The sequence below is a fragment of the Streptomyces sp. NPDC055815 genome (assembly GCF_053616475.1).
The window spans coordinates 46,269-71,603 of sequence record NZ_JBSHDU010000024.1 but is presented as its reverse complement, the minus strand read 5'-3'; the positions used below and the strand labels follow the sequence as shown (position 1 = coordinate 71,603).

Genomic DNA, 25,335 nt, shown 5'->3' with positions numbered 1-25,335 from the left:
AGGACGGATGTTGTTCACACGGAGGCCGGGGGCGTCAAGGGCGAGGGGGGATGAAAAACATTCCGCATTACCCGGCACCAGAGGCCGGGAGAGTGATGTTAGGGTCCCTATCAATTCCCTTTCGGGTTCGCTTCATATTGATTCGGCGCACCCTAATTCAGGGGGTTGATTCAGTCATGTTCAGCAGCAGGCAGGAGAGTGACGATGAGCAACGAATCGCACGCCGGACCGGCCGACGTCGTCTACACGGACGGGGAGGTGGTGATCGACCCCCACAGTGAATCCGCCGAGGCCATCCTCATCCGTGGAGGCCGCGTCGCCGCGGTCGGATCGAACGCGGACGTCCTGAGCGCGGCGGGATCGGGAGTCGAGCGCCAGAGCCTGGACGGCGCCACCGTCATCCCCGGCCTGATCGACACCCACCCGCACCTGATGCACTTCTCCGCGATGCGGGCTCCGCTCGTCGACATCTCGGAGGCGCGCAACCACTCTGACATCGTCGCGGCGATCCGGAAGAAGGCGGAGGAGGTCCCTGCCGGCGAGTGGATCCTGACCACCCCGGTCGGCGAGTATCACTACTTCCACCGCCGCTCCTGGCGTGACCTCGAGGAAGGCGCCCTGCCCGACCGGCGCGTCCTCGACCGGGCGGCTCCCGACCACCCCGTTCTGATCCAGGCGGTGGCTCCCGTGCTGCCGAACGTGGTGGCCATGAACTCCGCGGCCCTGGCCAAGTTCGGCATCTCCGCCTCGACTCCCGACCGCATGAGCAACGTGTGGATCGAGAAGGACAGCGAGGGAACGCCCACCGGCATCCTGCGCGGCAGCGTCACGAGCTACTACAACCAGGACCCGTTCTTCAACAGCCTTCGGGAGCAGATGCCCGAGCTGATCCAGCGGGAGTTCGTCGTCGACGCTCTTCTGCAGGCCGTCCAGGGTTACAACGCCATGGGCATCACCACGGTGTACGAGGGCCATGCCATAGAGATCCCGCAGATCGACGTCTACCGTGCCCTCAGCTCTCAGGGCCTGCTGAATCTGCGCGTCCAGGCGGCTCCTGAGCTTCAGGGTACGGCTCTGCCCGGAGATCGGCCCAAGTCGGTCGAAGAGGCACGCGCGTTGCTGGAGACCGCACTGGCGATGCGGACGCTCGAAGACGATTGGGTGCGCGTCGACGGTGTCACTGCCTGTACGTACGGCACCTGCTACAGCGGCAACGTCCTGTGGCACGACGGCTATCAGGATCCCTACGGGAACGTCACCAGGGGCCACCGTGCGATCAGCGAGGAGAACATGCGCCTCGCCTTCGACTTCTGTGCCGAGCACGGGCTGCGCCTGAACGTCGTCTCCATCACTCCCGACGAGCACGACGAGAACATCGCGCTGGCGGAAGAGACGATGCGCAAGCACGGCCTCGCTCGTATGGACGGCCTGATTCAGCACGCTGAGATGACGCGTCCGGGCCAGTCGAAGCGACTCGCCGAACTGGGCTTCGACCTGACGGTCAGCGCGAGCTTCACCTTCGGCAAGGGAGACATGATCGCCGAACGCTTCGGTCCCGAGGCGCTGAAGCAGCTCAATACCTTCCGCGCCCACCTCGACGCCGGGCTCTCCGCCTCCGCCGGCATGGACTGGGGTCCCACCAACCCCTTCGAGCAGATGCAGATCGCTGTCACCCACCAGATGTTCCCGAGCGGCCGCACCAACGCGGGCCCCGCTCAGGTCATCTCACGCGCCGAGGCCTTCGGGATGTGGACCGCAGCCGGCGCGAAGGTACTTCGCTGGGGCGGCATCGGCACCCTCAACCCCGGTCACCACGCCGATCTCGCCATCGTCGACCGCAATCCGATCACCTGCGACATCGACGCGCTCCCGTCGACCCGCGTGCTGCGTACCCACGTTGGCGGCCGCACGGTTCACGACGACGGCTCGCTCCCCTCCCAGGCGTAGCGCGGGGCCTCCGCTCGAATCCTTGGCCGGACAGGCCTGTGCTCTCCCCGTGGGGCCCGCGTGTTCAGCGGGTCCCACGGCCCGGCTGCCTGGCAACAGGCAATCGGAAGGCTCTTGGCGCCGGACACCTTCACATACTGAACCACTCGACAAATTAATGAACGAATAGTTCAAAAATTTGTCACCCTCTATTGACTCTGATCGGTGCTTGCATCTAGCGTCCTGGCCATCCCGAGGCGGACAGGCCCCCGGCCCCACTCACGGCGCCGCCACCAGGAGGACTGCGACCGACCCCACGTCGCATCTGCAGCCCGAGCACCCTCCCTGAGCGAGTGACACGAGAAGCAGTTGGTGACTGGCGGGACGCCCCATGAGGAGGCGATGGGACAGGTCAGCCGCTCGCCAGGGGCCTTCGATACCTCACCTCAAGGTCCCCCTAACGAATTCCCGTCAAGCCCAAAGGTAGACGCACATGCATGAGGTTGCGGACAGGCTGCGGATGGAGCACACACCGACGGCGGTGAAGGCGGACGTGGTCCGAGAGAACTGGAGCGCACAGCACCCCTCTTCCCCGGCAGGAGCGACGTCGCCAACTACACCAGCCGCCGAAATCACCCCCGCCGCCTTCGCCTTGGAACACGGCCCGCTGTCTGCGCTGGAATGTCCCCTCAACGGAGCGTGGTCGTGAGCGCCCCCGACCCCGGTTCGCTGCTTTCTCCGCTACCCGAACCATATGACCGCCTCCGCATCGACGGCGCTTTCATCTACACAGCCGATCCCGACCGGGCCGTCCTGCCCGACGCCTCATTGTTGGTGACCGGGTCGACGATTGCTGCCGTCGGCACGTCCGCCGAGGTCGACGCGGCCGAGGCGTCCCTCGGTCCGGCCGTGGGTCGTATCCGCCACATCGACGCCTCGGACCGGATGGTGTTGCCGGGACTGGTCAACGACCACTGGCACGACGCCGGGGCCATGCGGGCGATGGGAGGCCTGACCGTGGGCCCGGACGACGCCGACACCGTCCCGGGCGAGTTCGCGCACGGCACGAACATCGAAGCCGCATCGGTGCTTTTCAACAGCTTCCCCGGCCTGCTCGCCGCGCTGCCGCCGGAGGTCGCGCAGGTGTGCGCGATCCAGTCGCTTGTTACGCAGCTGCGGTCCGGGACGACCTGCGTCGCGGACTTCGGCTCGTTGAACACGCCGGAGGCGCTGGCCGCCGCGGTGCACGCCACCGGCATCCGGGGTGTCGTCTCGGCCTACGGGGTGGACGGTGAGTGCCGGCCCGGCGAAGACGGGTTCCATCGGACCGCGGACACCGACGCGATGCTTGCCTCCATCGAGCGGATGCTCACCACGTACGGGGACGACCCCTCGGGCCGTCTGCGGGCAATGCCGTCCGCGCTGTTCGGCGCCAACGCCAGCGACGAGCTGCTGCTCGGCGTCGCCGCGCTGGCCGAACGGTTCGACACCCCGTGGGGCTCTCACGTCGCGTTGGCAGCGAACGAGTCGGCCGCTTCGACGCGGCACTTCGGGGCACGCCCGATCGAGCGTCTGCACCGGCTGGGTGTGCTGTCATCCCGGCTGATCTCGGCGCACACCGCGTTCGCCGATGACGACGAGTACGCCTGGCTGCTCGACGCGGGTGTGCATGTCACGCACTCCCCGCAGCGTTACGGAGCCGCCGGCGAAGGCGTGATCACCACGACCCGCCAGGTCCTGCGGTTCCTCGCGGACGGCGCGCGCATCTCGCTGAGTTCCGACGGCTTCGACCTCCCGATCGGCGGCCTGCCGGAGTCGATGCGGATGGCCTGGCTCGCTTACGGGGAGACTGCCTCCAATCCCACGGTCGTCACCCCGATGCGGGCACTGTCCATGGCCAGCCGGGCGGGCGCCGAGGCGCTGCGCTGGTCGGACCGGATCGGCATGCTGCGGCCGGGCATGCAAGCCGACTTCTGCACGGTGCCGATCGACGACTACCGCTGCGTCGGCACCAACCGGCCGCTGCAGAGTTTCCTCATCACGGGCGGCAGCAGCGACATCGACACCGTCGTGGTGGACGGACGGATCCTGGTCGAGGACCGTGCCGCCACCTTCGTCGACGAGAAGGCCCTCAACGCCGCCTTCCTCGAAGCCGCCATGGGCTTCGCGAGCGCCGTCGGCGCCGACCTCCGACCCGCCCGAATCAAGGGGACACCATGCGCATCCTGATCGATACAGAGATCCTGGTTCCGGGGCACGACGGCACGCCGCTCGCCACCAACGTGTGGCGCCCGGACGTCGCGGAGCCGACACCGGTCCTGCTCGCCCGAACCCCGTACGGCAAGGACGATCTCAACGTCCTCGTCGACGACATCTCGGCCAACGTCCACGCCCTGGTGGAGGCCGGGTACGCCGTCGTCTACCAGTCCTGTCGCGGGACGTTCCGATCCGAGGGATCCTTCACACCTCACGTCGACGAGGCCGGCGACGGCGCGGCCGCCGTGGCCTGGCTGCGGGAGCAGCCCTGGTGCAACGGCACCGTCGGCATGCTGGGAACCTCCTACGTCGGGATGGTGCAGTGGCACGCCGCAGCCGCCGGTATCGAGGGGCTGGCGGCGATCGCGCCACTGACCGCGTCCGCGGACCCGTACCTCGCCCCCTGGTACTCGCCCGGCGGTGCGCTGTCGCTGGACACACTGCTGACGTGGACGACGATGCTCTCGACCAACGCGGTGGTGCGCGACCTCACCCTCGGCAAGGGCGATCCGGCGGAGATCGGAACGGCCCTCGGGCACGTTGCCACCCTGCCGGAGGCCTTCGCGGCCACACCGCTGCGCGACCATCCGTGGGTGCGCTCCAGGATGCCCGCGCTCGCGGACGTCCTGGCTCACCCGACCCGCGACGCGTACTGGACGGACATGTCGGCCCTCCAGACCCCGGAGCGGGTCACCGTCCCCGCGCTCAACGTCGGCGGCTGGTACGACCTGTTCCTGCCGAACACCCTGCAGGCCTACCGGACGATGCGCGAGCGCGGCGGCAGCGCCGAGGCCCGCGCCGGGCAGCGCTTGATCATCGGGCCCTGGGCGCACATGGGTGAGCACCGGTCCGGTACCTTCCCGGGCCGCGACCACGGCCCGCTGTCCGCGTTCCAGTTCGCCGAGATCACCGAGCGGCACGTGGCGTTCTTCGACCGGTGGCTGCGCGGGCGGACCGACGTGGTCGACGACGACCACCCCGTACGGATCTTCGTCATGGGCCTCGACGAGTGGCGCGACGAGGCGGACTGGCCGCTGCCAGACACCCGCTACACCGACTACCACCTGTCCAGCACTGCGGGTGCGCACTCCGCCGCAGGCGACGGGCTGCTGTCCGTCGAAACGCCGGCCGACGAGGGACACGACACGTACCTCTACGACCCGCTCCGCCCCGTGCCGAGCATCGGCGGGCCGGTCCTGGGCGCGGCAACCGGAACGGACGCGGGGCCGCTCGACCAGCGGGTGGTCGAGTCCCGCGACGACGTGCTGTGCTTCACCACCCCGGAGCTGACCGCCCCGGTCGAGGTCACCGGCCATGTGGCACTGAAGCTGTTCGTGTCCTCGTCGGCCGTGGACACCGACTTCACCGGCAAGCTCGTCGACGTCCACCCGGACGGCCGGGCCGTCCTGCTCTGCGAAGGGATCCTGCGGGCCCGCTACCGCCGCTCCCTCACCGAACCCGAGCCGCTGACCCCGGGTGAGATCACCGAGCTGACCGTGGACCTGGGCGCCACCTCCAACGTGTTCCTGCCGGGGCACCAGATCCGGCTGGAGGTCTCCAGCAGTAACTTCCCCCGCTACGACCGCAACAGCAACACCGGTGGTGTAATCGCCGAGGAGCGGCTGGCGGACATGGTGCCGGCTGTGAACACCGTCCACCACGGGCGGGTGCACCCCAGCCGGCTCGTGCTTCCAATCATCGAGCGGTGACCACGTCCGCTGCGAGTTTCCTTGCGCAGTGACGTGAGCTGGCCCGGCGCGAACATTGCGGTCGCGCCGGGCCAGGTGTGCTTCCGGGATTTCCTCTTGGCGAACCCGGGCGTTCGTCGCTACTCGAGGCTGCCGTGTACGAGCTCGCCGGCCAGCAGCGTCGCCCAGACCTCGGTGGCAGGCAGGTCTTCGACCGGGCAGGTCAGCGGATTGCGGTCGACCACGACGAGGTCGGCCCAGTTGCCGGGCTCGAGCGATCCGATGCCCTCCCAGCGCAGGACGTGGGCGGCGTCGCGGGTCCACATCGCCAGGGCTTCCTTGCGGCTGATGCCCGGGGTCGGGGCCTTGGCGCCGGTGCCCGCGTAGGTGGGCTCGACGGCGAGCGCGATGTGCTCGAAAACGTTCTTCGGTCCCCAGTCGGTTCCGCAGCCGACCCGCAGGCCGGCGTCGAGCAGCCTCCGGAGCGGGATGAGGTGCTCGAGCATGTGCTCGCCGATCCGCTCGCGGGCCAGCTCGCCCTTGCCCCAGGAGAACGACATGCTGGTCGTGACATCGAGGCCGAGGGCGGCGGCCCGGCGTGCGTGCTCCGGCTCGAAGAAGTACAGGTGCTGCAGGAGCCAGGCACGGCCTTCGGTGTCCAGCGTGCCCCCGCCGGCCAGCTTCTCCAGCACGTCCAGGTTCACGTCATGCTCGGCGGTTCCGGCGGTCACGATGTTCAGGCGCAGCCCGTGCTCGTAGGCGAACCGGATGATGGTCTCGGCTCGTTGGGCACTGAGGAACGAGGCACCCACGGTGGGGTTGCCGTCCGGGTCCTGGTAGGGGTCGCGCATGAGGATCATGCCGGAGGAGATCGGACCGCCGCGGCCGAACGAGATGCCGTCGACCCGCAGCATGTCGTCCGTCCGCTGGACCATGGCCGCGGCCTGCTCCAGGCGGGCGATGAGCGCCTCGTCGTCGATGGGCGCGCTCCCGGGCAGGCCGTTGGGCTGCGCCTCGGGGCAGCACAGGACGCGCAGGGTCATGGCGTCTGCGTCGCGCAGCGCCTGGTAGGCGCCGATCTCGGGGAAGTCCAGTGAGTGACCTTCGTAGACCGTGGTCACGCCCAGGGCGTTGTACTCGCGCATCGCGTGCTGGGTTCCCGGCAGGACAGCCGCGGGGTCGAAGATGGGCAGCTCCCGCATCAGCTGCTCGGTGAAGGGATCCCCGCTGTAGATGTTGTTGACCCGGCCGTAGAGCCGGCCTGTGGGAACGCCGTTCGCGTCCTTCTCGATCTCGACGCTTTCCACGCGGTCGGGAGTGCTGCTGTCGATGCCTACCGCGCGCAGGCCGGCGGAGTTGAACACCATCACGTTGGGTGTGGTCGGCCCCCAGGCCTGGATGAGCACGGGGTGCTCGGTGGTGGCACGGTCCAGGACTTCACGGGTCGGCAGTTCGCCTTCTCGCAGGTCCCGCCAGGAACGACGGATGAAATATGAGGGCTCGCCGACGGGCATGGTCATGACCCACTGCCCGGCTGGGGTCTGCGCGGCCTTGGCCGCGATCCTCGCCACGATGTCGTCGTGGTCGACGGCGTCGTCCAGCTGGACCAACGGGTAGGCCATGACTCCCAGGTGCAGCACGTGGGGGTGGGTGTCGATGAGGCCGGGCAGAACGGTCGCGCCGTCCAGGTCCACGACCCGGGCTTCGGAGCCGGCGGCCGAGCGGACGGTTTCCAGGTCGCCGACGGCCAGTATTCGACCGCCGGCGATCGCGATCGCCTCGGCCTCGGTGTCCTCTCGGTCGCAGGTCAGCACCGTGCCGCCGGTGAGGACGACGGGGTTGTCCGCGCTGTGGTCGGTCTTTTCAGAACGGTTGGGGCCCGTTTCCCGGGGGGTGGACAAGGTCACTGTGTGCTCCATGATCAGGTGTTGGCTTTGTGCGGTCGAGCGGCCCTTGCGTGTGGGGGCGGGCCGCGGACGGACTGCTGGGAGAGCCCAGCGGTCACGCAGGGACGGCGGCGGGGTGCCGGGCACTTTGCTCGCAGCCGAGGTCACTGATTTCAGGCGGGCGCGCCTTCGGCCTCGGTGGACACCTCGGCCCACTCCTCCCAGGTCTTGAGCCGCTCGGCGTAGATGTGAGGGACGACCTGGAGCGGGGCGGTGCCGAAGAAGACCCGCAGTGGGGGATTTTCGGCGTCGACGATCTTCAGCAGCGCCGGGCCAGCGGCCGCGGGGTTGCCCACCTTGAGCCCTGCGAAAGCAGCGATGACAGCGTCGCGGGCGCCGTCGTAGACGGGCAGCGGCTGGGCCTGGGCCGCGGAGGATCCTGCCCAGTCCGTGGCGAAGCCGCCAGGTTCCACCAGGGTGAGCTTGACCCCGAACGGGGCGACCTCCTGAGCCAGGGCCTCGCTCAGGCCCTCCAGGGCCCACTTCGAGGCGTTGTAGCCGCCGAGGGTAGGGAAGGAGGTGACACCGCCGACGGTGGAAATCTGCACGATGTGTCCGCTGCCCTGGGTGCGCAGGTACGGCAGGACCGCCTGGGTGACCCACAGGGCGCCGAAGAAGTTGGTCTCGAACTGGGCGCGGACCTCCTGCTCGCTGAGTTCCTCGACAGCGCCGAACAGGCCGTAGCCAGCGTTGTTGACGACGACGTCAAGGCCCCCGAAGTGCTCATGGGCCTGCTTGACGGTCGCCGCGACGGCGGCCTTGTCGGTCACGTCCAGGGCCAGCGGAAGGACCTGGTCACCGTGCGCGGCGACCAGGTCCGACAAGGATTCGGTGCTGCGGGCGGTCGCCGCGACCTTGTCACCGCGAGACAGGGCCGCCTCGACGAAATGACGGCCGAAGCCGCGGGACGAACCGGTCACGAACCAGATCTTGCTCATGCGGATACTCCCCAGAAGCGAAACGAGGTCTACGCGAGAGACGCTACATCACTGTGAGACTGAGTCTCAAAATGAGCCTGGAGGGTAGACTTCCTGGAATGGCTGATAAATCGAGACCTCCCGCACGCCGTGCGGCACCCTCGACGCTGCGCGACCGGACCCGCCAGGCAATGCGGGCGGAAGTGAGCGCCGTGGCATTCCGCCTCTTCGCCGAGCAGGGCTTCGACAAGACGACCGTCGATCAGATCGCCGCCGAGGCGGGACTGTCGCGTGCAACCTTCTTCCGCTACTTCGGGACGAAGGAGGACGTCGTCCTCAGTGATCTCGATGGCCTCGGCCACGATGTCGCCAGGCGCTTGACCGAGCGCCCTGAGGACGAGCGGCCCTGGGATTCGCTGCGCCGCGCCTTCGACGTCCTCACCGAGTTCAATGCCGACGAACCCGAGAAGACCTTGGCGTACGTGCGGATGCTCGACGAGACCCCGTCTTTGAAGGCGCGCCGCTGGGAGAAGCAGCAGGCATGGCAGGACTTGCTCGTGCCGGAGGTCTCCCGAAGACTCGGCATCGACCCGGCCGCCGTCGACGACCCCCGTGCTCGCGCGCTCGTCGCCTCAGCCCTCGCCTGCGAGGACGCGGCTTCGGTCACCTGGACGGCCTGCAACGGAGCCGTTCCGCTCGCTGTACTCATCGACCGCGCAATGGGAGCGGTCAACTTGACCCGGCCCTGAAGGACCGGGCTTGGAGGTAGTGCCCAACTGGCTGCTGGGTTGGCTCCTCCGTCCAGACACCCGTTACGGGGTGGCAGGGACGCGTGACTCACGCCCCGCAGTCCACACGGTCTCGGCCTTGCGGCCGATGTTGCGGGACCGCGTGCATGAGGGACCCGCAGGCCCGGCACGCGAACGTCGCCTGGTCGACGCGGTTCTTCCGGTCGATGTGGCCGCACTCGGAGCATTGCTGGCTGGTGTACGCCGGATCGACGTACACCAGCGGCACCCCGACCCGCCTGGCCTTGTACTCGATGTACCGGCCGAGCTGGTGGAAGCTCCACGAGCACAGGGCGCCGACGAGGCGTCTCGCGCATCGTGCGCGTCATGGCGGAGGCCGGCCTACGGGCCGAACGCTCCGCGGACGTGAGTCGCATCGTCTGGACCAAAGTGGCCTTCAACTGTGTGCTGAACGCATTGTCCGCCCTGATCCGGGTGCCGGTCGGCATGCTGAGCGAGTATGCGCAGCTGGACCGGCTCGTCTCCCCCGTGCTGGACGAGGTGGTCGCGGTCGCGCACGCCGACGGTGTCAGGCTGTCGGCAAGCGAGGTCCACACCGCTCCAGGACGCCCTGGACCAAACCCGCCCCGGGTCCCCCCACCACCTTCCTTCCATGCTGCAGGACCTCCTGCGCGGGCGCCCCACCGAGACCAATCAACTCAATGGGGCAGTGTTCCGCAAGGGCACGCAGCAGGGTGTGCCGACACCTCAACGAGGCCCTGACCCACCTCGCCAACCCCCTGCTGGCCGAGCCCGTACAGCTCGTCGATGGCAGCATCACCCCACGAGGGCCTGGCCTCGGCATGACCTGGGACGAGCGAGCCGTATCCCGCTTCAGCGTCTGACGGCCGTCACCGCTGCCCCGCGGTGAAGGGCCCATCCAGATGCGCAGTACGCGAGTTATGCATGAGGGAGCGGCCCTACGCGGTTCGGCTCACGGCTGGCCGTCGGGGGTGATGCGCCGGAAGAAGTACAACCGCTCCGCTCCCGGCGGCTGAGGTCGGGCGACCGTGCGAGGGGTCAGGGCCGGCGCGGATCAGCTCTCGGAGCGGGCGCGCAAGCCGTCGAAGAGGACCGCGGTCATGGCGTCCGCCAGCGTACCCACGGGCAGGTCCCCTTCGGGCTGGTACCACTCGATGAGGGAGTTGACCGCGCCGGACAGGAGCCGGCTCGTGAAGTGCGGGTCGAAGTCTGGGCGTAGCCCTCCCTCAGCTGCCGCGCGCGCCACCAGTTCGGCAACGCGCTGGTCGAACTCACGGCGGCGTTTCAGGGCCCGGCGTTCGACATCGCTGTTTCCGCGGACCCGCAGCAGAAGCGTCACGTAGGGCAGCTCAGCGGCGAGCACCTCGACACTGCGTCTGACGACGTGCCGCAGACGGGCGACGGCTGTGCCGTCCCGTCCAGGGTCCTCGTCGAGCACGGCGAACAGGGCGTCCAGGGCACGAACAACGGCGAGGTCGAGGATCTCCTCCTTGCCTGAGACATGGTGGTAGATGCTCGACTTACTCAAGCCCAGCCGCCTGCCCAGCTCATCCATGCCCGTGCCGTCGTAGCCACGCTCGTTGAAGACCACGACCGCGGCCTGTACCAGGGATTCGCGGTCGTAGTAGGGCCGGCTTCGACGGTCGGCAGCGTCTCGCATGGGCGTTCTGCTCACCGGGCCATTGTGTCAAGGCACGGGATCATGCCTTGCGCAGATCCTTGATGCGGCGGAGCTTTCCGAGCGAGCGCTCCAGCGTTTCGGGATCGACGATTTCCACCTCGACGGTCACACCGATGCCGTCCTTGATGCCTGTGGCGATCGCCTTGGCCGCCGCTTCGCGCTGCTCGGGTCCGGTGTTGGGGCGGGCCTCGACGCGGACCGTCATGTGGTCCATCCGGCCGCGCTGGCTCAGCTGGATCTGGAAGTGCGGGGCCACCTCGGGTACGCGCAGGACGATCTCTTCGATCTGGCTGGGGAAGACGTTCACTCCGCGCAGGATGATCATGTCGTCGCTGCGTCCGGTGATCTTCTCGATGCGCCGGAAGGCGGGGCGCGCGGTGCCGGGCAGCAGGCGGGTCAGATCGCGCGTGCGGTAGCGGATGATCGGCAGCGCTTCCTTGGTGAGGGAGGTGAAGACCAGCTCGCCCTCCTCCTGTTCGGCCATGACTTCACCGGAGATCGGGTCGACGACCTCGGGGTAGAAGTGGTCCTCCCATACGTGCAGGCCGTCCTTGGTCTCGACGCACTCCTGGGCGACACCCGGGCCGATCACCTCGGACAGTCCGTAGATGTCGACGGCGTGGATGTCCATGCGGTCTTCGATCTCGCGGCGCATCTCCTCGGTCCACGGCTCGGCGCCGAAGATGCCGACCTTGAGGGAGGTGGAGCGCGGGTCGATGCCCTGGCGCTCGAACTCGTCGAGCAGGGTGAGCATGTATGAGGGTGTCACCATGATGATCTCGGGCTGGAAGTCCTGGATGATCTGCACCTGGCGGGCGGTCATGCCGCCGGAGGCGGGGATAACCGTGCATCCGGCCCGCTCAGCGCCGTAGTGGGCGCCGAGCCCGCCGGTGAACAGCCCGTATCCGTAGGAGATGTGGACCTTGTGCCCGGGGCGGCCGCCTGCGGCGCGGATCGAACGGGCAACCACATCGGCCCACATATCCAGGTCGTTCTCGGTGTAACCGACAACAGTGGGGCGGCCGGTGGTGCCGCTGGAGGCATGCACGCGGCGGACGTCGGCCATGGGGACGGCGAACATGCCGAAGGGGTAGGTGTCCCGCAGGTCTGCCTTGGTGGTGAAGGGGAACCGGGAAAGGTCCTCGAGGGAGCGACAGTCGTCGGGCTTGACGCCGGCGTCGTCGAACTTCTTCCGGTAGAGCTCCACGTTGTTGTAGGCGTGGCGCAACGTCACCTGCAGGCGCTCGAGCTGAATTGCTCTCAGCTCCTCGCGCGGCATCCGCTCGGTGTCGTCGAGAAGCTCCTCGGGGAGCGGTTCTCCCAGGCGGGCTCCTCTGGGCGTCGGCTTCATCGGTTCGCTGCTCATCGCGACTCCTTCGTTCCCGTACTCCGGATGGTGCGGCTGCGGCCGCGGAATTCCGCGATCACTTCGTCGCCGCGCAGCACGCTCACGTCATAGATGCCGCTACGGCCGAACCTGGTGCGCTCCTTGGCTGTGGCCACCAGCACATCGCCCTCGTATGCGGGTGCGATGAAGTCGATGTCGGCCCCGGCCGCGACTGTGACGGGGCCGTGGCTGTTGCAGGCGCAGGCGAAGGCGGTGTCGGCGAACAGGAACAGGTACCCGCCGTGGGCGATTTTGTGCCCGTTGACCATGTCAGGTTTGACGGTCATGCGGAGCACTGCGGTCCCTGTGCTGTGCTCCAGAAGTTCGATACCGAGCCGTTGTGAGGCCTCGTCGGCGGCGAGCATCTTCTCCACCGGCCCGGGATCCGTGTCAGTGGTCTGCTTCACTGTTCCACCCACCTTGTGAACCGACCGAACATTCGGTTAGCGTGCGGCACGGCCTAGTAATCCAGCAACACCACTGCCTGTCAAGAGGTGGACCACATGCTGCAGAAGATCACCAAGGGCCCCGACTTCTTCGCGCGCCATCGCCTGCTGCTAGAGCAGGCCGTGGCCGCCACCGCGAACCGTGACCACTGGACTCCGTACCCGGAATCGCCCAGTGGATCGGTGTACGGCGCGGACGCCGCGAAGAACGGGGAGACAACCTTCCAGGACCAGATCGGTGAGCCGTTCGACCTCCCGGGGCATCCGGGCGAGGGGCGCTTGTCGCCGGCGGAGACCTCTCCGTACGGCTTCCCCCTCGGCATCACCTATCCCCGCGTCTCGCCGGACGAGGCGGTTTCCGCCGCCAGGGCCGCCGCGGCCGCCTGGCGCGACGCAGATCCCGACGTTCGCGCAGGTGTCGCCGCGGAGATCCTGTCCCGGCTGAACGAGGCGAGTTTCGAGATCGCTCACGCCGTTCAGCACACGACCGGCCAAGCCTTCGTGATGGCCTTCCAGGCCGGCGGCCCGCACGCGCAGGACCGCGGTCTGGAAGCGGTCGCCTACGCCTGGGCGGAGCAGAAGCGACATCCGGCATCGGCGCGTTGGAGCAAGCCCCAGCGCAAGGGCGGCCCGCTGGTGATGCAGAAGAAGTTCACCGCGGTCGGCCGCGGTGTGGCTCTGCTGATCGCCTGCAACACCTTCCCGACCTGGAACGGCTATCCGGGCCTGTTCGCTTCGCTCGCCACGGGAAATCCGGTCATCGTCAAGCCGCACCCCAGTGCGGTGCTGCCGCTCGCCATCACGGTGCGCATCGCCCGTGAAGTGCTGGCCGAGGCGGGGTTCGACCCCAACGTGGTGGTGCTCGCCGCGGAGACGCCCGAGGACCGCACAGCAGGCTTCCTCGCTCTGCATGAGGACGTGCGGGTCATCGACTTCACCGGATCCACCGAGTTCGGCAACTGGCTGGAGTCCAACGCCCGCCAGGCTGCCGTGTACACGGAGAAGGCCGGGCTGAACACCGTCGTGCTGGACTCCACGGACGACTACCAGGGCCTGCTGCGCAACATGGCCTTCTCTCTGTCCCTGTACAGCGGACAGATGTGCACCACTCCCCAGAACCTGCTGATTCCCCTCACGGGCATCGCCACCGATCAGGGAGTGCGGACCGCTGACGAGTTCGCCGATGATCTCGCCGCCGCGCTGGACAAGTTGCTCGCCGATCCGGCACGCGCGGCGGGCGTTCTCGGGGCGGTCGTGAACAACGGCGTGCTTGAGCGCCTGGAGCTGGCCGCCTCCCTGGGGCGTACGGTGCGTCCTTCCACGTCCCTCGAGCACCCCGATTCCCCGGGGGCGGTGGTCCGCACGCCGCTGCTTGCCCGCCTGGACGCCAGGGCCGACGAAGAGGCGTACTCCCGCGAGTGGTTCGGCCCCGTCTCCTTTGTCATCAGCACCGATTCCACCGAGCACAGCCTGCAGATCTTCCGTGACACGGTGCGTCGGCACGGCGCTTTGACGGCCGGCGTCCACTCCACGAGCGAAGACGTGCTGGCGGCGGCCGAGTCGGCGGCCCTGGATGCCGGCGTGCACCTGTCGGAAAACCTCACGGGGGCGATCTTCGTCAACCAGTCCGCCGCGTTCAGCGACTTCCACGGCAGCGCGGCCAACCCCGCAGCAAGCGCCACGCTGTCCGACCCCGCCTTCGTCACCGGCCGTTTCGCCACGCTGCAGTCACGCCGGCCCGTACCCGCCGAGGAGTCCACCGATGCCTGACGAGGTCTACCTGATCGACGGAGCACGCACCCCCCAGGGCCGCTACGGCGGCGCCCTGGCCTCCGTACGCCCCGATGACCTCGCGGCCCTCGCCGTCGGCGAGGCCGTCCGCCGCTCGGGGATCCCGGCCGAGGCCGTCGAGGAGGTCATCCTGGGCGCCGCCAACCAGGCCGGCGAGGACAACCGGGATGTGGCACGCATGGCGGTGCTGCTCGCCGGGCTCCCCCACACCGTTCCCGGCTACACCGTCAACCGGCTGTGCGCCTCCGGGCTGAGCGCCGTGGCCTGCGGGGCGCAGGCGATTCGCTCCGGTGAGGCGGAGCTGGTCATCGCCGGCGGTGTGGAGTCCATGACCCGCTCCCCCTGGGTCATGGAGAAGCCCGGAACCCCGTGGGCCAAGCCGGGCCAGACGCACGACACCTCGCTGGGCTGGCGCTTCACCAACCCGCGGTTCACCGCCAGCGACAGGGCCGTCCCTGAAGGTGCAGGTCCGAAGACCGTGAAGGTGACCCTTTCGATGGGGGAAACCGCCGAGGAGGTCGCGGCCCTGGACGGCATCACCCGTGCCGAGTCGGACGCGTTCGCGCTGCGCAGCCACCAGCGCGCCATCGCGGCCCAGAACGCGGGCCGCTTCGACAGGGAGATCGTGCCCGTTGCGGTGGCAGACGGTGAGGTGACCCGCGACGAAGGGCCGCGTGCCGGAACAACGCTGGACAAGCTCGGTGCGCTGCGCACCATCTTCCGCAAGGACGGCATCGTCACCGCGGGTTCCTCCTCGCCGCTCTCCGACGGCGCCGCCGCCCTGGTGCTGGCGAGCGCGGCGGCCGTGGAGCGCTACGGGCTCACCCCGCGGGCCCGGATCATCACGTCCGCTTCAGCGGGTGTGCAGCCCAATCTCATGGGTCTCGGCCCCGTCCCGGCCACGGAGAAGGTCCTCGCCCGTGCCGGGTGGCAGGTCGGGGACCTGGACGCCATCGAGCTCAACGAGGCGTTCGCCGCGCAGGCTCTGGCGGTGATCCGCCGCCTCGAGCTCGACGAGGAAAGGGTCAACGCTGACGGCGGCGCCATCGCCCTCGGTCATCCGCTTGGCGCTTCCGGCGCCCGCATCCTGCTGACGCTGCTCGGACGGCTCGAGCGTGAGGATGCCCGCCGAGGCCTGGCCACGCTCTGCGTGGGTGTCGGCCAGGGCGTCGCGATGCTGGTGGAGCGGGTGTGACGCGCATGACGTACGAGACTCTTCTGGTGGAGGAGCGTGAGGACCGTGTGGTCGTCACGCTGCACCGGCCCGAGGCCCGCAACGCCATCAGCGGGCAGATGATCGACGAGCTTCACGATGTGTGCGCCCTGCTGGAGCGCGAGCCGAGGCTGCTGCTTCTCACGGGGCACGGCAACGTCTTCGCGGGCGGCGCCGACATCGCAGAGCTGCTGCGGCGTGGCCGGGACGAGGCTCTCCAGGGCATCAACAGTCGCCTGTTCGAGCGAGTCCGGCGACTGCCGATGCCGACGGTCGCGGCCGTCGAAGGCTGGGCTCTGGGCGGTGGGGCGGAACTGGCCTACGCCTGCGACATCCGTATCGCCGGACCCCATGCCGTCTTCGGCAACCCTGAGCCGGGGCTCGGCATCCTCGCCGCTGCGGGCGCCTGCTGGCGACTGCCCGAGCTGGTCGGCGAGTCGGTCGCCAAGCAGGTACTGCTTGCGGGGCGGAACCTCGATGCCCAGGCGGCGCTCGCCTCAGGGCTCGTCATCGACGTCGTAGAGGCCGAGAAGCTGCTGGACGCGGCCCACGACCTACTCGACCGCATGGCGCGTTCATCGGCCACGGCCCTGCGTCTGACGAAGCTGGTGGTCGACTCCCCCGGCGCCCATCCGGTCGCCGACGATCTGGCGCAGGCGGTGCTCTTCGAGGGCCCGGACAAGAAGGACCGCATGACACGCTTCCTGGAGAAGAGGAGCCGGGCATGACCCCAGCACCCACATCGACGCCTGCCCAGCCGTCCCCGCCCGCGGTCGTCGCAGTGATCGGCGGAGGCCGGATGGGCGCCGGCATCGCGCAGTCCTTCGCAGCCGCCGGCTCGTCCGTGACCATCGTCGAGAGCGACGAGCAGGCAGCGGCCGCCGCACTGGACCGCGTCGCCACCGGCCTGAAGCGGGCCACCGAGCGAGGCGGACTCGCCGAGCCCGTGGAGCAGGTGATGGCCCGGGTGGCGACGGTGAACGCGGTGGGCGATCTGCCGGCGGAGGCAGGGCTGGTCGTGGAGGCCGTACCCGAGAACGCCGCTCTCAAGGCCCGGCTCCTGGCCGACGCCGAGAAGTCAGTGAGCGCGACGACGGTGCTGGCCACCAACACCAGCTCGCTGTCGGTCACCGACCTCGCGGCCACCCTCGCGCTGCCGGGCCGCTTCCTGGGCATGCACTTCTTCAACCCCGTACCTGCCTCCGAGCTGGTCGAGGTCGTCGTCGCCCCCGACACCGCGGCCGAGACCGTGCAGGCCGCCCTCGACTGGACGCACTCCCTCGGCAAGAAGGACGTCATCGTCCAGGACTCCCCCGGCTTCGCCAGCAGCCGCCTCGGCGTCGCGCTCGGCCTGGAGGCGATCCGCATGGTCGAGGAGGGTGTCGCGGAACCGGAAGCCATCGACGACGCCATGCAGCTCGGCTACAAGCATCCGATGGGACCGCTGCGCCTGACCGACCTGGTCGGACTCGACGTACGGCTGGCCATCGCCGAATACCTGCACGCCACGCTCGGCGAGCGCTTCGCACCGCCCCAGCTGCTGCGCGAGAAGGTCGCCCGCGGCGAGCTGGGCCGCAAGACAGGACAAGGGTTCTATCGATGGCAGTGACCACGACCGAATCGGTTGCGACCGGGGAATCACGCGGCAGCGTGGGATACACCCTGGACGAGGGCGTCGCCTGCATCGAACTGCGCAGGCCCTCCGCCGGGAACGCGCTCGACGTTGCTCTGCGGTTCGGGCTGCTCGCCGCCGTACGCCGGGTGCACAACGAGAAGGAACAGGTCCGGGCGGTGCTGCTCACCGCCCAGGGCCGCAACTTCTGTGTCGGGCAGGATCTCAAGGAGCACGCCCAAGCCCTTGAGAGCAGACCGGCCTCGGCCTTCGAGATCGTGCGCGACGAGTACAACCCGCTGGTGGAGGCGCTGCACGAGCTCCCACAGCCGGTCGTCGTCGCCATCGAGGGTGCCTGTGTCGGTGCCGGGCTGGGGATCGCGCTCTGCGCCGATGTGCGGGTCGCGGCAGCAAGGGCTCACTTCTCGACAGCGTTCACCGGGATCGGGCTGGCTGCAGACAGCGGCCTGAGCAGCACACTGGCGCAGGCTGTCGGCCCATCGCGCGCAGCCGCCCTGATGCTCCTCGGGGACCGCTTCAGTGCCGAGGAAGCCCGGCAGTGGGGACTTGTCCATCGGGTCGTGCCGGACGGCGGCGCCGCCGCGGAGGGCCTGGATCTTGCCCGCCGACTGGCCGCGGGCCCCACCGCCGCATACGGCGAGGTCAAGGCGCTGTTGCGGAATGCGGCCGGCAAGAGCCTCGCCACGGTGCTGGATCGCGAGGCGGCAGCTCAGGAGCGTCTGGGCACGACCGAGGACCACAGGAAGGCAGTGCGGTCCTTCCTCGCCGGAAGGAAGCCGTCCTTCTCCGGACGCTGATCACTGACCGGCACTTGCCGGAGCAGGGGAATACTCGCATCATTGACCGAACGAACGGTCGGTAGGGAGAGTGGCAGATGACCACGACAGACTCCGCATGGTCAGCCGCAGGCTGCGCCGGGCCGGAGCTCCAGGCGCATTTCGACGCGACGATCGCGAAGGACCAGCGGATCGAGCCGCGTGACTGGATGCCGGAGCCGTACAGGAAGACGCTGATCCGCCAGATCGCGCAGCACGCGCACTCGGAGATCATCGGCATGCAGCCGGAGGGCGATTGGATCACTCGCGCACCGTCGCTGCGCCGCAAGGCGATCCTTTTCGCGAAGGTGCAGGACGAGGCCGGCCACGGCCTGTACCTGTACTCCGCGGCCGAGTCCCTCGGCGCGGACCGCTCCGAGCTCACGGACAAGCTCATCGAGGGGCGCCAGAAGTACTCCTCGATCTTCAACTACCCGAGCCTGAGCTTCGCCGACGTCGGCGTGATCGGCTGGTTCGTGGACGGTGCGGCAATCTGCAACCAGGTGCCGCTGTGCCGCAGCTCGTACGGGCCGTACGCCCGGGCGATGGTGCGGATCTGCAAGGAGGAGTCCTTCCACCAGCGGCAGGGATTCGAGCTGCTGATGACGATGATGCGCGGCACCGATGCGCAGCGGGAGATGGTGCAGGACGCCGTGAACCGCTGGTGGTGGCCGTCGCTGATGATGTTCGGCCCGCCCGACGAGGACTCCCCCAACTCGGCCGCCTCGATGGCCTGGAAGATCAAGCGGCACAGCAATGACGAGCTGCGCCAGCGCTTCGTGGACATGTCGGTCCCGCAGGCGAAGAAGCTCGGCGTGACGCTTCCCGACCCGCAGCTGCGCTGGAACGCCGAGCGCGGACACCACGACTTCGGCACGCCCGACTGGTCCGAGTTCAAGCAGGTCATCGCCGGCGACGGGCCGTGCAACGAAGAGCGCGTGGAGCGGCGCCGGGCCGCACACGAAGAGGGCGCCTGGGTGCGCGAGGCAGCGAGCGTCCACGCGGCCAAGCGTGCGGCGGCTCAGAAGGGAGCAGTGGCATGAACGGGGCGGATGGAACGAGGCACGACTGGCCGCTGTACGAGGTCTTCGTGCGCAGCAAGCGGGGCCTCAATCACGTGCATGTGGGCTCGCTGCGTGCTGCCGATGACCGGATGGCGCTCACCCACGCCCGCGACCTGTACACGCGTCGCAATGAGGGAGTGAGTCTGTGGGCCGTGCGCTCGGATCACATCGCCGCGTCCACGCGTGACGAGAAGGATCCCTTCTTCAACCCCAGCGTCGACAAGGTCTACCGGCACCCGACGTTCTACGACATCCCCGACGACGTCCCGCACATCTAGGAGCAGGAATGACCGACGATCACGTCTACCTGTCCCTGGCCGAAGGGCACGGGGACAGCGACGCCCGCTGGGCCTTCGGTACGGGTTTCGAGGACCCGCTGCACGGCGTGGACACCTCGGTGCCCGAGGGTGTCGACACCGGGGAGGTGGCTGCGTGCTGTCTGGCACTCGGTGACGACGCCCTGGTGTCCGCCCAGCGCCTGGCCGAATGGACTACCCGTGCCCCGGAGCTGGAGGAGGAGGTGGCGCTCGCCAACATCGGCCTCGACCTGATCGGCCAGGCCCGCCTGCTGTACGCGCGCTGCGGCCAGATCGACGGGACGGGTCGGGGCGAGGACTCGTACGCCTACTTCCGCGACGCGGAAGACTTCCGGAACGTGCGCCTGGCCGAACTGCCCAATGGTGACTTCGCGTTCTCCATCGTGCGGCTCCTGGTGCTTTCCAGCTGGCGGCTCGCGCAGTTCGAGAAGCTCACGGCATCCCCGGACCCGGTGCTCGCTGCCATCGCGGCGAAGGGTGTGAAGGAACTGGCGTACCACCGCCAGTACGCGGCCGAGTGGGTCGTTCGCCTGGGCGACGGCACGGAGGAATCCCACGGCCGGGCGCAGGCAGCCCTGCGGCACATCGGCCCCTACCTGGGCGAGCTGTTCACGGCCTACGACGTCAGGGACGAGGTCTTGGCAGTGCTGCGGCAGGTCACCGAAGCGGCCGGACTGCCGATGCCCTCTGGCAAGCCGCTGCCCGGTTCCGGGCGCGACGGGGACCGCACAGAGCACCTGGCTCCCCTGCTGACCGAGCTGCAGAGCGTGGCTCGCGCACACCCGGAGGCGACATGGTGACCACCCTCCTGGACGAAACCCATGCCCGGTCCATCGCCGAGCAGGTGCCGGACCCCGAACTGCCCATGCTCACCCTTGCAGACCTGGGCGTGCTGCGGGAGGTCACCGTCGACGCGGACGGGACTGTCGTCGCGAGCCTGACGCCCACCTACTCGGGCTGCCCGGCCATGGCGGAAATGCGCGCCGACGTCGATGCTCGTCTGAAGGCAGCCGGCTTCGAGCGCGTGGTGGTCCGCACGGTGCTCGACCCTCCGTGGACCACGGACTGGATCACGCCCGCCGGACGCGACAAGCTCGCCGAGCACGGTATCGCCCCTCCGGGCCCGGCGCCGCGCCACGGGTCCGGCCCGATGCTGCTGACGCTGTCTGCCACCCGGCCCGCGGTGCCGTGTCCGCGCTGCGGTTCGACTGACACCGAGGAGACCTCGCGGTTCGCCGCCACCTCCTGCAAGGCGCTGCGGCGTTGCCGGACTTGCCGCGAGCCTTACGAGCACGTCAAGGAGATCTGATGGAAGACCTGTTGGCTCCGACCGCCGGTGCCCCCGCCTCGGCGCCCCGCACGCGCCGCCGCCCGGCCTTCCACCCGTTGCAGGTCGCCGCGATTCAGCGGCTGTGCGACGACGCGGTTGCCGTCAGCTTCACGATCCCCGACGCCCTGGCGGAGGATTTCGCTCATCAGCCCGGCCAGTCACTCACCGTGCGCCGCCTGGTCGACGGCCGCGATGAGCGGCGCTCGTACTCCATCTGCTCCCCTGTCGGCGCGCCGCCCCGGATCGGTGTGCGCGAGGTTCCCGAGGGCCTGTTCTCCTCCTGGCTGGTCCGCGATGTACGGCCGGGCGACACGATCAAGGTGATGGTCCCCACCGGTGCGTTCACGCCTGATCTGGCCGCGCCCGGCCACCACGTCCTCATCGCCGCCGGCTCGGGCATCACGCCGATGCTCTCCATCGCCGAGTCGGTGCTGGCCGCGGACGAGCGCTCTCGGGTCACGCTGTTCTACGGAAATCGCCGCACCGACTCGGTGATGTTCGCCGACGAGCTGTCGGACCTGAAGGACCTCTACCCCACGCGCTTCCAGCTCGCGCACGTCCTGTCTCGTGAGCCGCGGGAGGCCGATCTGCTCTCTGGCCGTCTCGACCGCGACCGGCTCGGGACGCTCATCGACGGACTGGTCGACGTGGAGGACGCGGACCACTGGTGGCTGTGCGGCCCGCACGGCATGGTCCGTGACGCGCAGGGGGTCCTTTCCGAGCTGGGCGTGCCCGGCGACCGGGTGCACCAGGAGCTGTTCTTCGCCGACGACGAGCCGGCGCGCGTCGTCCGGCGCGAAGAAGCACAGGCTGACGGGCCGGTCAGTCAGGTCACCATCGTTCTCGACGGACGTTCCACCACCTCTGGGCTCTCGCGTGACGCCGCCATCCTGGACTCGGCTGCGCGTATCCGCCCTGACATGCCCTTCGCCTGCAAGGGCGGCGTGTGCGGGACCTGCCGCGCCCTAGTCACGGACGGCAAGGCCGACATGCGTCGCAACTTTGCGCTCGAACCCGCTGAGGTCGACGCCGGCTACGTGCTGACGTGCCAGACCTTCCCCGTTTCCGACACCGTGACCGTGGACTTCGACAGCTGAGGGCGTTCCCGACGGATCCAGCTCTCCTCGCCGGCGTCTCGAGCGCTTCACGGGCCGCGGGCGCCGTGCCGGAGACTGATCGGCGGTGTGACGGCGCCCGCGGGGTGTACCCGCTAGGAGGTTCCGTCTGGGTGGTGTTCGATCCACGACAGGCCACCACGGTCAAGGCGCCGGCGAGCGCGAGTGACAGCAACGTAGGCGAGGCGGGCCTCCCCGGGGTCGATCGGCCCGGGGATGAGATGGCCGCTGGCGTCCTTGGCGTCGGTGTCTTTCGGCGGGGGAAAGTCGTCGGCGATCTGCACCCGGGCCCATTCCCGCCCCTTGGCTTTGTGGGCGGTGGAGACTGTGACCTGAGCGTGCTGTTCCTGGGTGAGGCGGCTGACTGCTGCAAGGATCGCCGGGACTCCGTGGGTGTCGACGAGGTCGACCAGGGGCTGCAGGTCGCGTCCGGAGGGGTCGTACGCGGCGTAGTCCTGGACGGCTCCCCATGTGGGGAAGAGGACAAGTTCAGGGTGGTTGGTCGAGCGGCCTTCCTGAAGCTGCTGGGCGGCGAGAGCGAGGGAGCGGAGGCTGTCGCCTCCGCCGACGAGGGCGACGCGGTTACCTGCGGCAAGGAGCTCTATGACGTTCTTCATGGCTCCGACGTTCGTCCGGCACAAGATCGCTTCCGGAGTGGTGAGGGGGCCCAGTTCGGTGGGCGTGGTGGAACTGCCGGTGAGGCGAAGCGGTGCGTCGGCGATGGTGAGCCATCGGTTTGCTTCGGCGGCGAGCGCGGGGCCGAAGCGGAAGGAGTGGGAGAGAGCGAGGTGGGTTCCTTCGAAGCAGGTCATGACGTCTTTGGCGCCGCGCCAGTGGTAGATGGCCTGAGCGGAGTCGCCGACCATGACGAGCTGGGCGTGGTCACGCTGGCTGTTGAAGATGTGCTCGACTACGGGGTTGGTGTCCTGGGCTTCGTCCAGCAGGAGGAAGTCGGCGTGGATCCTCGGATTCGTCAGTGACCAGATCTTGAGGAAGTGGTCGGGGTCGAAACGGACGGCACCGTCCTCGGGGTTCTGCAGGTCGGCCCACGCCTTTTCGGCGTAGGGGACGACGAAGCCGGCGAACTCCTCTTGGTGTTCGGTGCTGTCGATGCCTCGCAAGGGTGGGACGTGGCTACGGCTGAGAGTGGTGTCTGCGGAGTGGCAGAAGCGGGTCACGGTCCGCAGGACGGTGTTGGACAGAGTGGTGGGGCTGAGGGTGTGGCAGGCGATGCGGGCGGGTTTGGTGATGCCGAGGTCTTGTCCGGTCTGCCAGGCGGGGCGGCGGGGGGCACCGAGCCGGTGGGCATAGCGGTGGCCGAGGGCGGCGTAGGCGAGTGAGTGGGCGGTCTTGCAGGTGACGGTGGGAGGGAATCGGGTGGCGGCTTCCTGGGCGATGGCGCGGTTGTAGGCGAGGTAGCGGCCGCGGCGTTTGGTGCTGTGTGCGAGCAGCGCAAGGGTGGAGGTCTTTCCTGTTCCGGCTCCTGCTTGGACGGCCATGTGCTGGTGGGCGCTGAATTGGTCGGCTGCGTGGGCTTGTTCGTCGGTGGGCGTGAACAATGTGGCTGTGCTCCGGGTCGAACGCGGATGGGGTAGCAAGGGCGCACGACTGGGTTTTTCGTGCGGGGTGGCTGTCACTTGCTTCGGTGGCTGTTTCCTGGCAGTCGGGTGGCGAGGAACTTGTGGTGGCGGAGCGGGTCGAAGGGCTCCCAGTCGGCCAGGGCGAGGTCGGGGGCTCCGCTGGTTGCCGCGTGTGTGGGGCAGCGCTGAGTACGCCAGCGCACTTGTTCGCTGTAGGTGAGGTGGCTCAGGTCGTATACGGCGAATTCGGCGGTGGACGGGTCGACTCTTCGTGTGCCGCGGCGGTGCGGGGCGAATGCCATGAGAGTCCAGCGCCCTTGGGTTGATCCGGGAGCGAGGACAGGGTTGGTGCAGTGGTGGCGGCGCACGGTCTGGGCGACGCACCGGATCTCTTCGACCCGCGCAGCGGCAACGTATCGGCCGTAGAGGAACTGGGCGACAGGGCGGGCGGGCGCACAGGGCGCGTCGTCGCGATGAGTGGTCTCAGGTCCGCGCGCGGGGGTGAACGCCCCGGTGTCGGTAAGGCGGCGGGTGTGCAGGGCGAGGCATCGCCTGATCTCGTCGAGGGTGGACGGGAGCGAGCCGGGTTCACCATGGGCTGGGCACAGGGTGGCGTGGGCGAGCCGGCACCAGGGGCTGCCGTCGCCGGCCGGGAGGGCGATGCCCGAGGCGAGGTGCCAGCGGTGTTCGGCGGGGACGATTGCGGCGGGCACTTCGACGGGGTGCAGGCCGATGCGCTGGTGGCTGATGGTGATGTGGCAGTCGATCCGGTTGCCGCAGTCCTGGCAGCGGGAGCCTTGGGCGATACGCAGTAGGCGGTTGGGGCTGTCGGGGGCGACGGTCAGTGCGCGCCGGCGGTGGGGCGCGTTGGGGGTGCCGTCCCAGTGGCGGCTGGTGGTGTGGGTGAAGCGCATGAGCGTGAAGGTTCCAGGCGACACGCCTGTCCTGTGATGATCGTGGCCGCTACTTCGCCCGAGCAGCCCAATCAACGGGCACACACGCTCTACCCATAGGCCTGTCGTTCGGTTCTGACGCCCGGTTCGGGTGGTCCATCGAGGCCGGGAAGCAGGACTATTCGGCGGTTCCTCCTGGCGGTGCGTGTCCTTCGCAGAGTGCGGCGAAGAGTTCCGCGAGGGGGACACCGAAGGCATGGCCGAGCGCGTGCCAGGTGTCGAGAGATCCGATGGTGCGGCCCTGCTCGATTTCGATGAGCGTGCGCCTGGACTTGCCGGTCCGCTCGGCGAGGTCGTCGTAGGACCAGTTCCGGTCGCCCCTCAGCCGCGCGAGCCGAAGGCGCAGCGCTTCGAAGTTCGGCTCGGGCGGCAAGATCGTCACCCGTCCATCCGAAGGGTCAGCTACTTGCCCTGTCAGTGCAGATGTCTGCCCTATTTGGGCGGGTGAAGCCGCCGCGCAAAGGGCAGAGGTCTGCACTACGGTGTGCCGCCACCACCTCACCGCGT

The 25,335-nt window shown here is 68.8% G+C and carries 24 protein-coding genes and 2 pseudogenes; 17 read left to right on the top strand and 9 right to left on the bottom strand.

What is annotated here, in order from left to right; genetic code table 11:
* The first annotated feature begins 204 nt into the window (after window positions 1-204).
* The 3 genes from ACWGN5_RS17600 (at window position 205) to ACWGN5_RS17590 (ending at window position 5,891) form a co-directional block, all read left to right on the top strand.
* The gene (locus tag ACWGN5_RS17600; RefSeq protein WP_453515920.1) at window positions 205-1,947 is read left to right on the top strand and encodes an amidohydrolase; all 1,743 of its coding nucleotides are present in this window, start codon (window positions 205-207) and stop codon (window positions 1,945-1,947) included.
* A 684-nt stretch (window positions 1,948-2,631) separates the two neighbouring features.
* Window positions 2,632-4,155, top strand: coding sequence for an amidohydrolase family protein (locus ACWGN5_RS17595; RefSeq protein WP_453515917.1), 1,524 nt, complete (start codon window positions 2,632-2,634; stop codon window positions 4,153-4,155).
* Complete coding sequence (locus ACWGN5_RS17590; protein ID WP_453515914.1) at window positions 4,143-5,891, top strand: CocE/NonD family hydrolase; 1,749 nt, start codon at window positions 4,143-4,145, stop codon at window positions 5,889-5,891. The genes ACWGN5_RS17595 and ACWGN5_RS17590 overlap by 13 nt, the downstream gene beginning before the upstream one ends.
* A gap of 119 nt (window positions 5,892-6,010) precedes the next feature.
* Here ACWGN5_RS17590 and ACWGN5_RS17585 read toward each other — a convergent pair whose 3' ends face one another.
* On the bottom strand, window positions 6,011-7,777 hold the full coding sequence (locus tag ACWGN5_RS17585; protein ID WP_453515911.1) for an amidohydrolase: 1,767 nt from the start codon (window positions 7,775-7,777) through the stop codon (window positions 6,011-6,013).
* 152 nt (window positions 7,778-7,929) lie between these two features.
* Window positions 7,930-8,754, bottom strand: coding sequence for an SDR family oxidoreductase (locus ACWGN5_RS17580; RefSeq protein WP_453515910.1), 825 nt, complete (start codon window positions 8,752-8,754; stop codon window positions 7,930-7,932).
* Between the two features lie 98 nt (window positions 8,755-8,852).
* Here ACWGN5_RS17580 and ACWGN5_RS17575 point away from each other — a divergent pair, with 98 nt between their 5' ends.
* The gene (locus ACWGN5_RS17575; RefSeq protein ID WP_453515907.1) at window positions 8,853-9,482 is read left to right on the top strand and encodes a TetR family transcriptional regulator; all 630 of its coding nucleotides are present in this window, start codon (window positions 8,853-8,855) and stop codon (window positions 9,480-9,482) included.
* Window positions 9,483-9,570: 88 nt separating this feature from the next.
* Here ACWGN5_RS17575 and ACWGN5_RS17570 read toward each other — a convergent pair whose 3' ends face one another.
* Window positions 9,571-9,777: a zinc ribbon domain-containing protein gene (locus tag ACWGN5_RS17570; protein ID WP_453515981.1), complete on the bottom strand. Its 207-nt coding sequence runs from the start codon at window positions 9,775-9,777 to the stop codon at window positions 9,571-9,573.
* A 71-nt stretch (window positions 9,778-9,848) separates the two neighbouring features.
* Between ACWGN5_RS17570 and ACWGN5_RS17565 the strand changes: the two are divergent.
* The 3 genes and pseudogenes from ACWGN5_RS17565 to ACWGN5_RS17555 form a co-directional block, all read left to right on the top strand.
* Window positions 9,849-10,061 (top strand): annotated as a pseudogene (locus ACWGN5_RS17565) (ketopantoate reductase family protein); the annotation flags it as partial.
* Window positions 9,982-10,170: pseudogene (locus tag ACWGN5_RS17560) on the top strand (hypothetical protein); the annotation flags it as partial. The pseudogenes ACWGN5_RS17565 and ACWGN5_RS17560, both read left to right, overlap by 80 nt.
* Window positions 10,171-10,216: 46 nt before the next feature.
* Window positions 10,217-10,366, top strand: coding sequence for a hypothetical protein (locus ACWGN5_RS17555; protein ID WP_453515985.1), 150 nt, complete (start codon window positions 10,217-10,219; stop codon window positions 10,364-10,366).
* A 191-nt stretch (window positions 10,367-10,557) separates the two neighbouring features.
* Here ACWGN5_RS17555 and ACWGN5_RS17550 read toward each other — a convergent pair whose 3' ends face one another.
* From ACWGN5_RS17550 to paaI, 3 genes are read right to left on the bottom strand one after another with little or no spacing between them, the layout of a single operon-like run.
* A complete protein-coding gene (locus ACWGN5_RS17550; RefSeq protein ID WP_453515978.1) occupies window positions 10,558-11,163 on the bottom strand; it encodes a TetR/AcrR family transcriptional regulator in 606 nt (201 codons plus the stop codon).
* 40 nt (window positions 11,164-11,203) lie between these two features.
* Window positions 11,204-12,550, bottom strand: coding sequence for a phenylacetate--CoA ligase PaaK (paaK, locus tag ACWGN5_RS17545; RefSeq protein WP_453515905.1), 1,347 nt, complete (start codon window positions 12,548-12,550; stop codon window positions 11,204-11,206).
* Window positions 12,547-12,936, bottom strand: a complete 390-nt coding sequence (gene paaI / locus ACWGN5_RS17540; protein ID WP_453515976.1) for a hydroxyphenylacetyl-CoA thioesterase PaaI — start codon at window positions 12,934-12,936, stop codon at window positions 12,547-12,549. The genes paaK and paaI overlap by 4 nt, the downstream gene beginning before the upstream one ends.
* Window positions 12,937-13,074: 138 nt before the next feature.
* On the opposite strand from paaI, the gene paaN reads away from it, so the two are divergent.
* The 10 genes from paaN (at window position 13,075) to paaE (ending at window position 22,277) form a co-directional block, all read left to right on the top strand.
* Window positions 13,075-14,787: a phenylacetic acid degradation protein PaaN gene (paaN, locus tag ACWGN5_RS17535; protein WP_453515902.1), complete on the top strand. Its 1,713-nt coding sequence runs from the start codon at window positions 13,075-13,077 to the stop codon at window positions 14,785-14,787.
* Complete coding sequence (locus ACWGN5_RS17530) at window positions 14,780-16,003, top strand: thiolase family protein (RefSeq protein WP_453515900.1); 1,224 nt, start codon at window positions 14,780-14,782, stop codon at window positions 16,001-16,003. The genes paaN and ACWGN5_RS17530 overlap by 8 nt, the downstream gene beginning before the upstream one ends.
* A 5-nt stretch (window positions 16,004-16,008) precedes the next feature.
* The gene (locus tag ACWGN5_RS17525; protein ID WP_453515899.1) at window positions 16,009-16,749 is read left to right on the top strand and encodes an enoyl-CoA hydratase/isomerase family protein; all 741 of its coding nucleotides are present in this window, start codon (window positions 16,009-16,011) and stop codon (window positions 16,747-16,749) included.
* Window positions 16,746-17,630 (top strand): 3-hydroxyacyl-CoA dehydrogenase family protein, encoded by an 885-nt coding sequence (locus tag ACWGN5_RS17520; RefSeq protein WP_453515898.1) that lies wholly within the window; start codon window positions 16,746-16,748, stop codon window positions 17,628-17,630. Before ACWGN5_RS17525 ends, ACWGN5_RS17520 begins: the two co-directional genes overlap by 4 nt.
* Entirely contained in the window at window positions 17,621-18,451 is an 831-nt protein-coding gene (locus tag ACWGN5_RS17515; protein WP_453515896.1) for an enoyl-CoA hydratase/isomerase family protein, read from the top strand. Before ACWGN5_RS17520 ends, ACWGN5_RS17515 begins: the two co-directional genes overlap by 10 nt.
* A 77-nt stretch (window positions 18,452-18,528) precedes the next feature.
* Entirely contained in the window at window positions 18,529-19,512 is a 984-nt protein-coding gene (gene paaA, locus ACWGN5_RS17510; RefSeq protein WP_453515894.1) for a 1,2-phenylacetyl-CoA epoxidase subunit PaaA, read from the top strand.
* Window positions 19,509-19,811, top strand: coding sequence for a 1,2-phenylacetyl-CoA epoxidase subunit PaaB (gene paaB / locus ACWGN5_RS17505; RefSeq protein ID WP_453515891.1), 303 nt, complete (start codon window positions 19,509-19,511; stop codon window positions 19,809-19,811). The genes paaA and paaB overlap by 4 nt, the downstream gene beginning before the upstream one ends.
* A gap of 8 nt (window positions 19,812-19,819) precedes the next feature.
* Window positions 19,820-20,650 carry a 1,2-phenylacetyl-CoA epoxidase subunit PaaC gene (gene paaC, locus ACWGN5_RS17500; RefSeq protein WP_453515888.1) on the top strand — a complete coding sequence of 277 codons (831 nt, stop codon included), beginning with the start codon at window positions 19,820-19,822 and terminating at the stop codon, window positions 20,648-20,650.
* Entirely contained in the window at window positions 20,644-21,159 is a 516-nt protein-coding gene (gene paaD, locus ACWGN5_RS17495; RefSeq protein ID WP_453515886.1) for a 1,2-phenylacetyl-CoA epoxidase subunit PaaD, read from the top strand. The genes paaC and paaD overlap by 7 nt, the downstream gene beginning before the upstream one ends.
* Entirely contained in the window at window positions 21,159-22,277 is a 1,119-nt protein-coding gene (gene paaE / locus ACWGN5_RS17490; protein ID WP_453515884.1) for a 1,2-phenylacetyl-CoA epoxidase subunit PaaE, read from the top strand. Before paaD ends, paaE begins: the two co-directional genes overlap by 1 nt.
* Before the next feature lie 113 nt (window positions 22,278-22,390).
* Here paaE and ACWGN5_RS17485 read toward each other — a convergent pair whose 3' ends face one another.
* The 3 genes from ACWGN5_RS17485 to ACWGN5_RS17475 form a co-directional block, all read right to left on the bottom strand.
* The gene (locus tag ACWGN5_RS17485) at window positions 22,391-23,794 is read right to left on the bottom strand and encodes a UvrD-helicase domain-containing protein (RefSeq protein ID WP_453515883.1); all 1,404 of its coding nucleotides are present in this window, start codon (window positions 23,792-23,794) and stop codon (window positions 22,391-22,393) included.
* Between the two features lie 134 nt (window positions 23,795-23,928).
* Entirely contained in the window at window positions 23,929-24,789 is an 861-nt protein-coding gene (locus ACWGN5_RS17480; RefSeq protein WP_453515882.1) for a DUF6083 domain-containing protein, read from the bottom strand.
* A 157-nt stretch (window positions 24,790-24,946) separates the two neighbouring features.
* Window positions 24,947-25,210, bottom strand: coding sequence for a helix-turn-helix transcriptional regulator (locus ACWGN5_RS17475; protein ID WP_453515880.1), 264 nt, complete (start codon window positions 25,208-25,210; stop codon window positions 24,947-24,949).
* Between the last annotated feature and the right edge of the window lie 125 nt (window positions 25,211-25,335).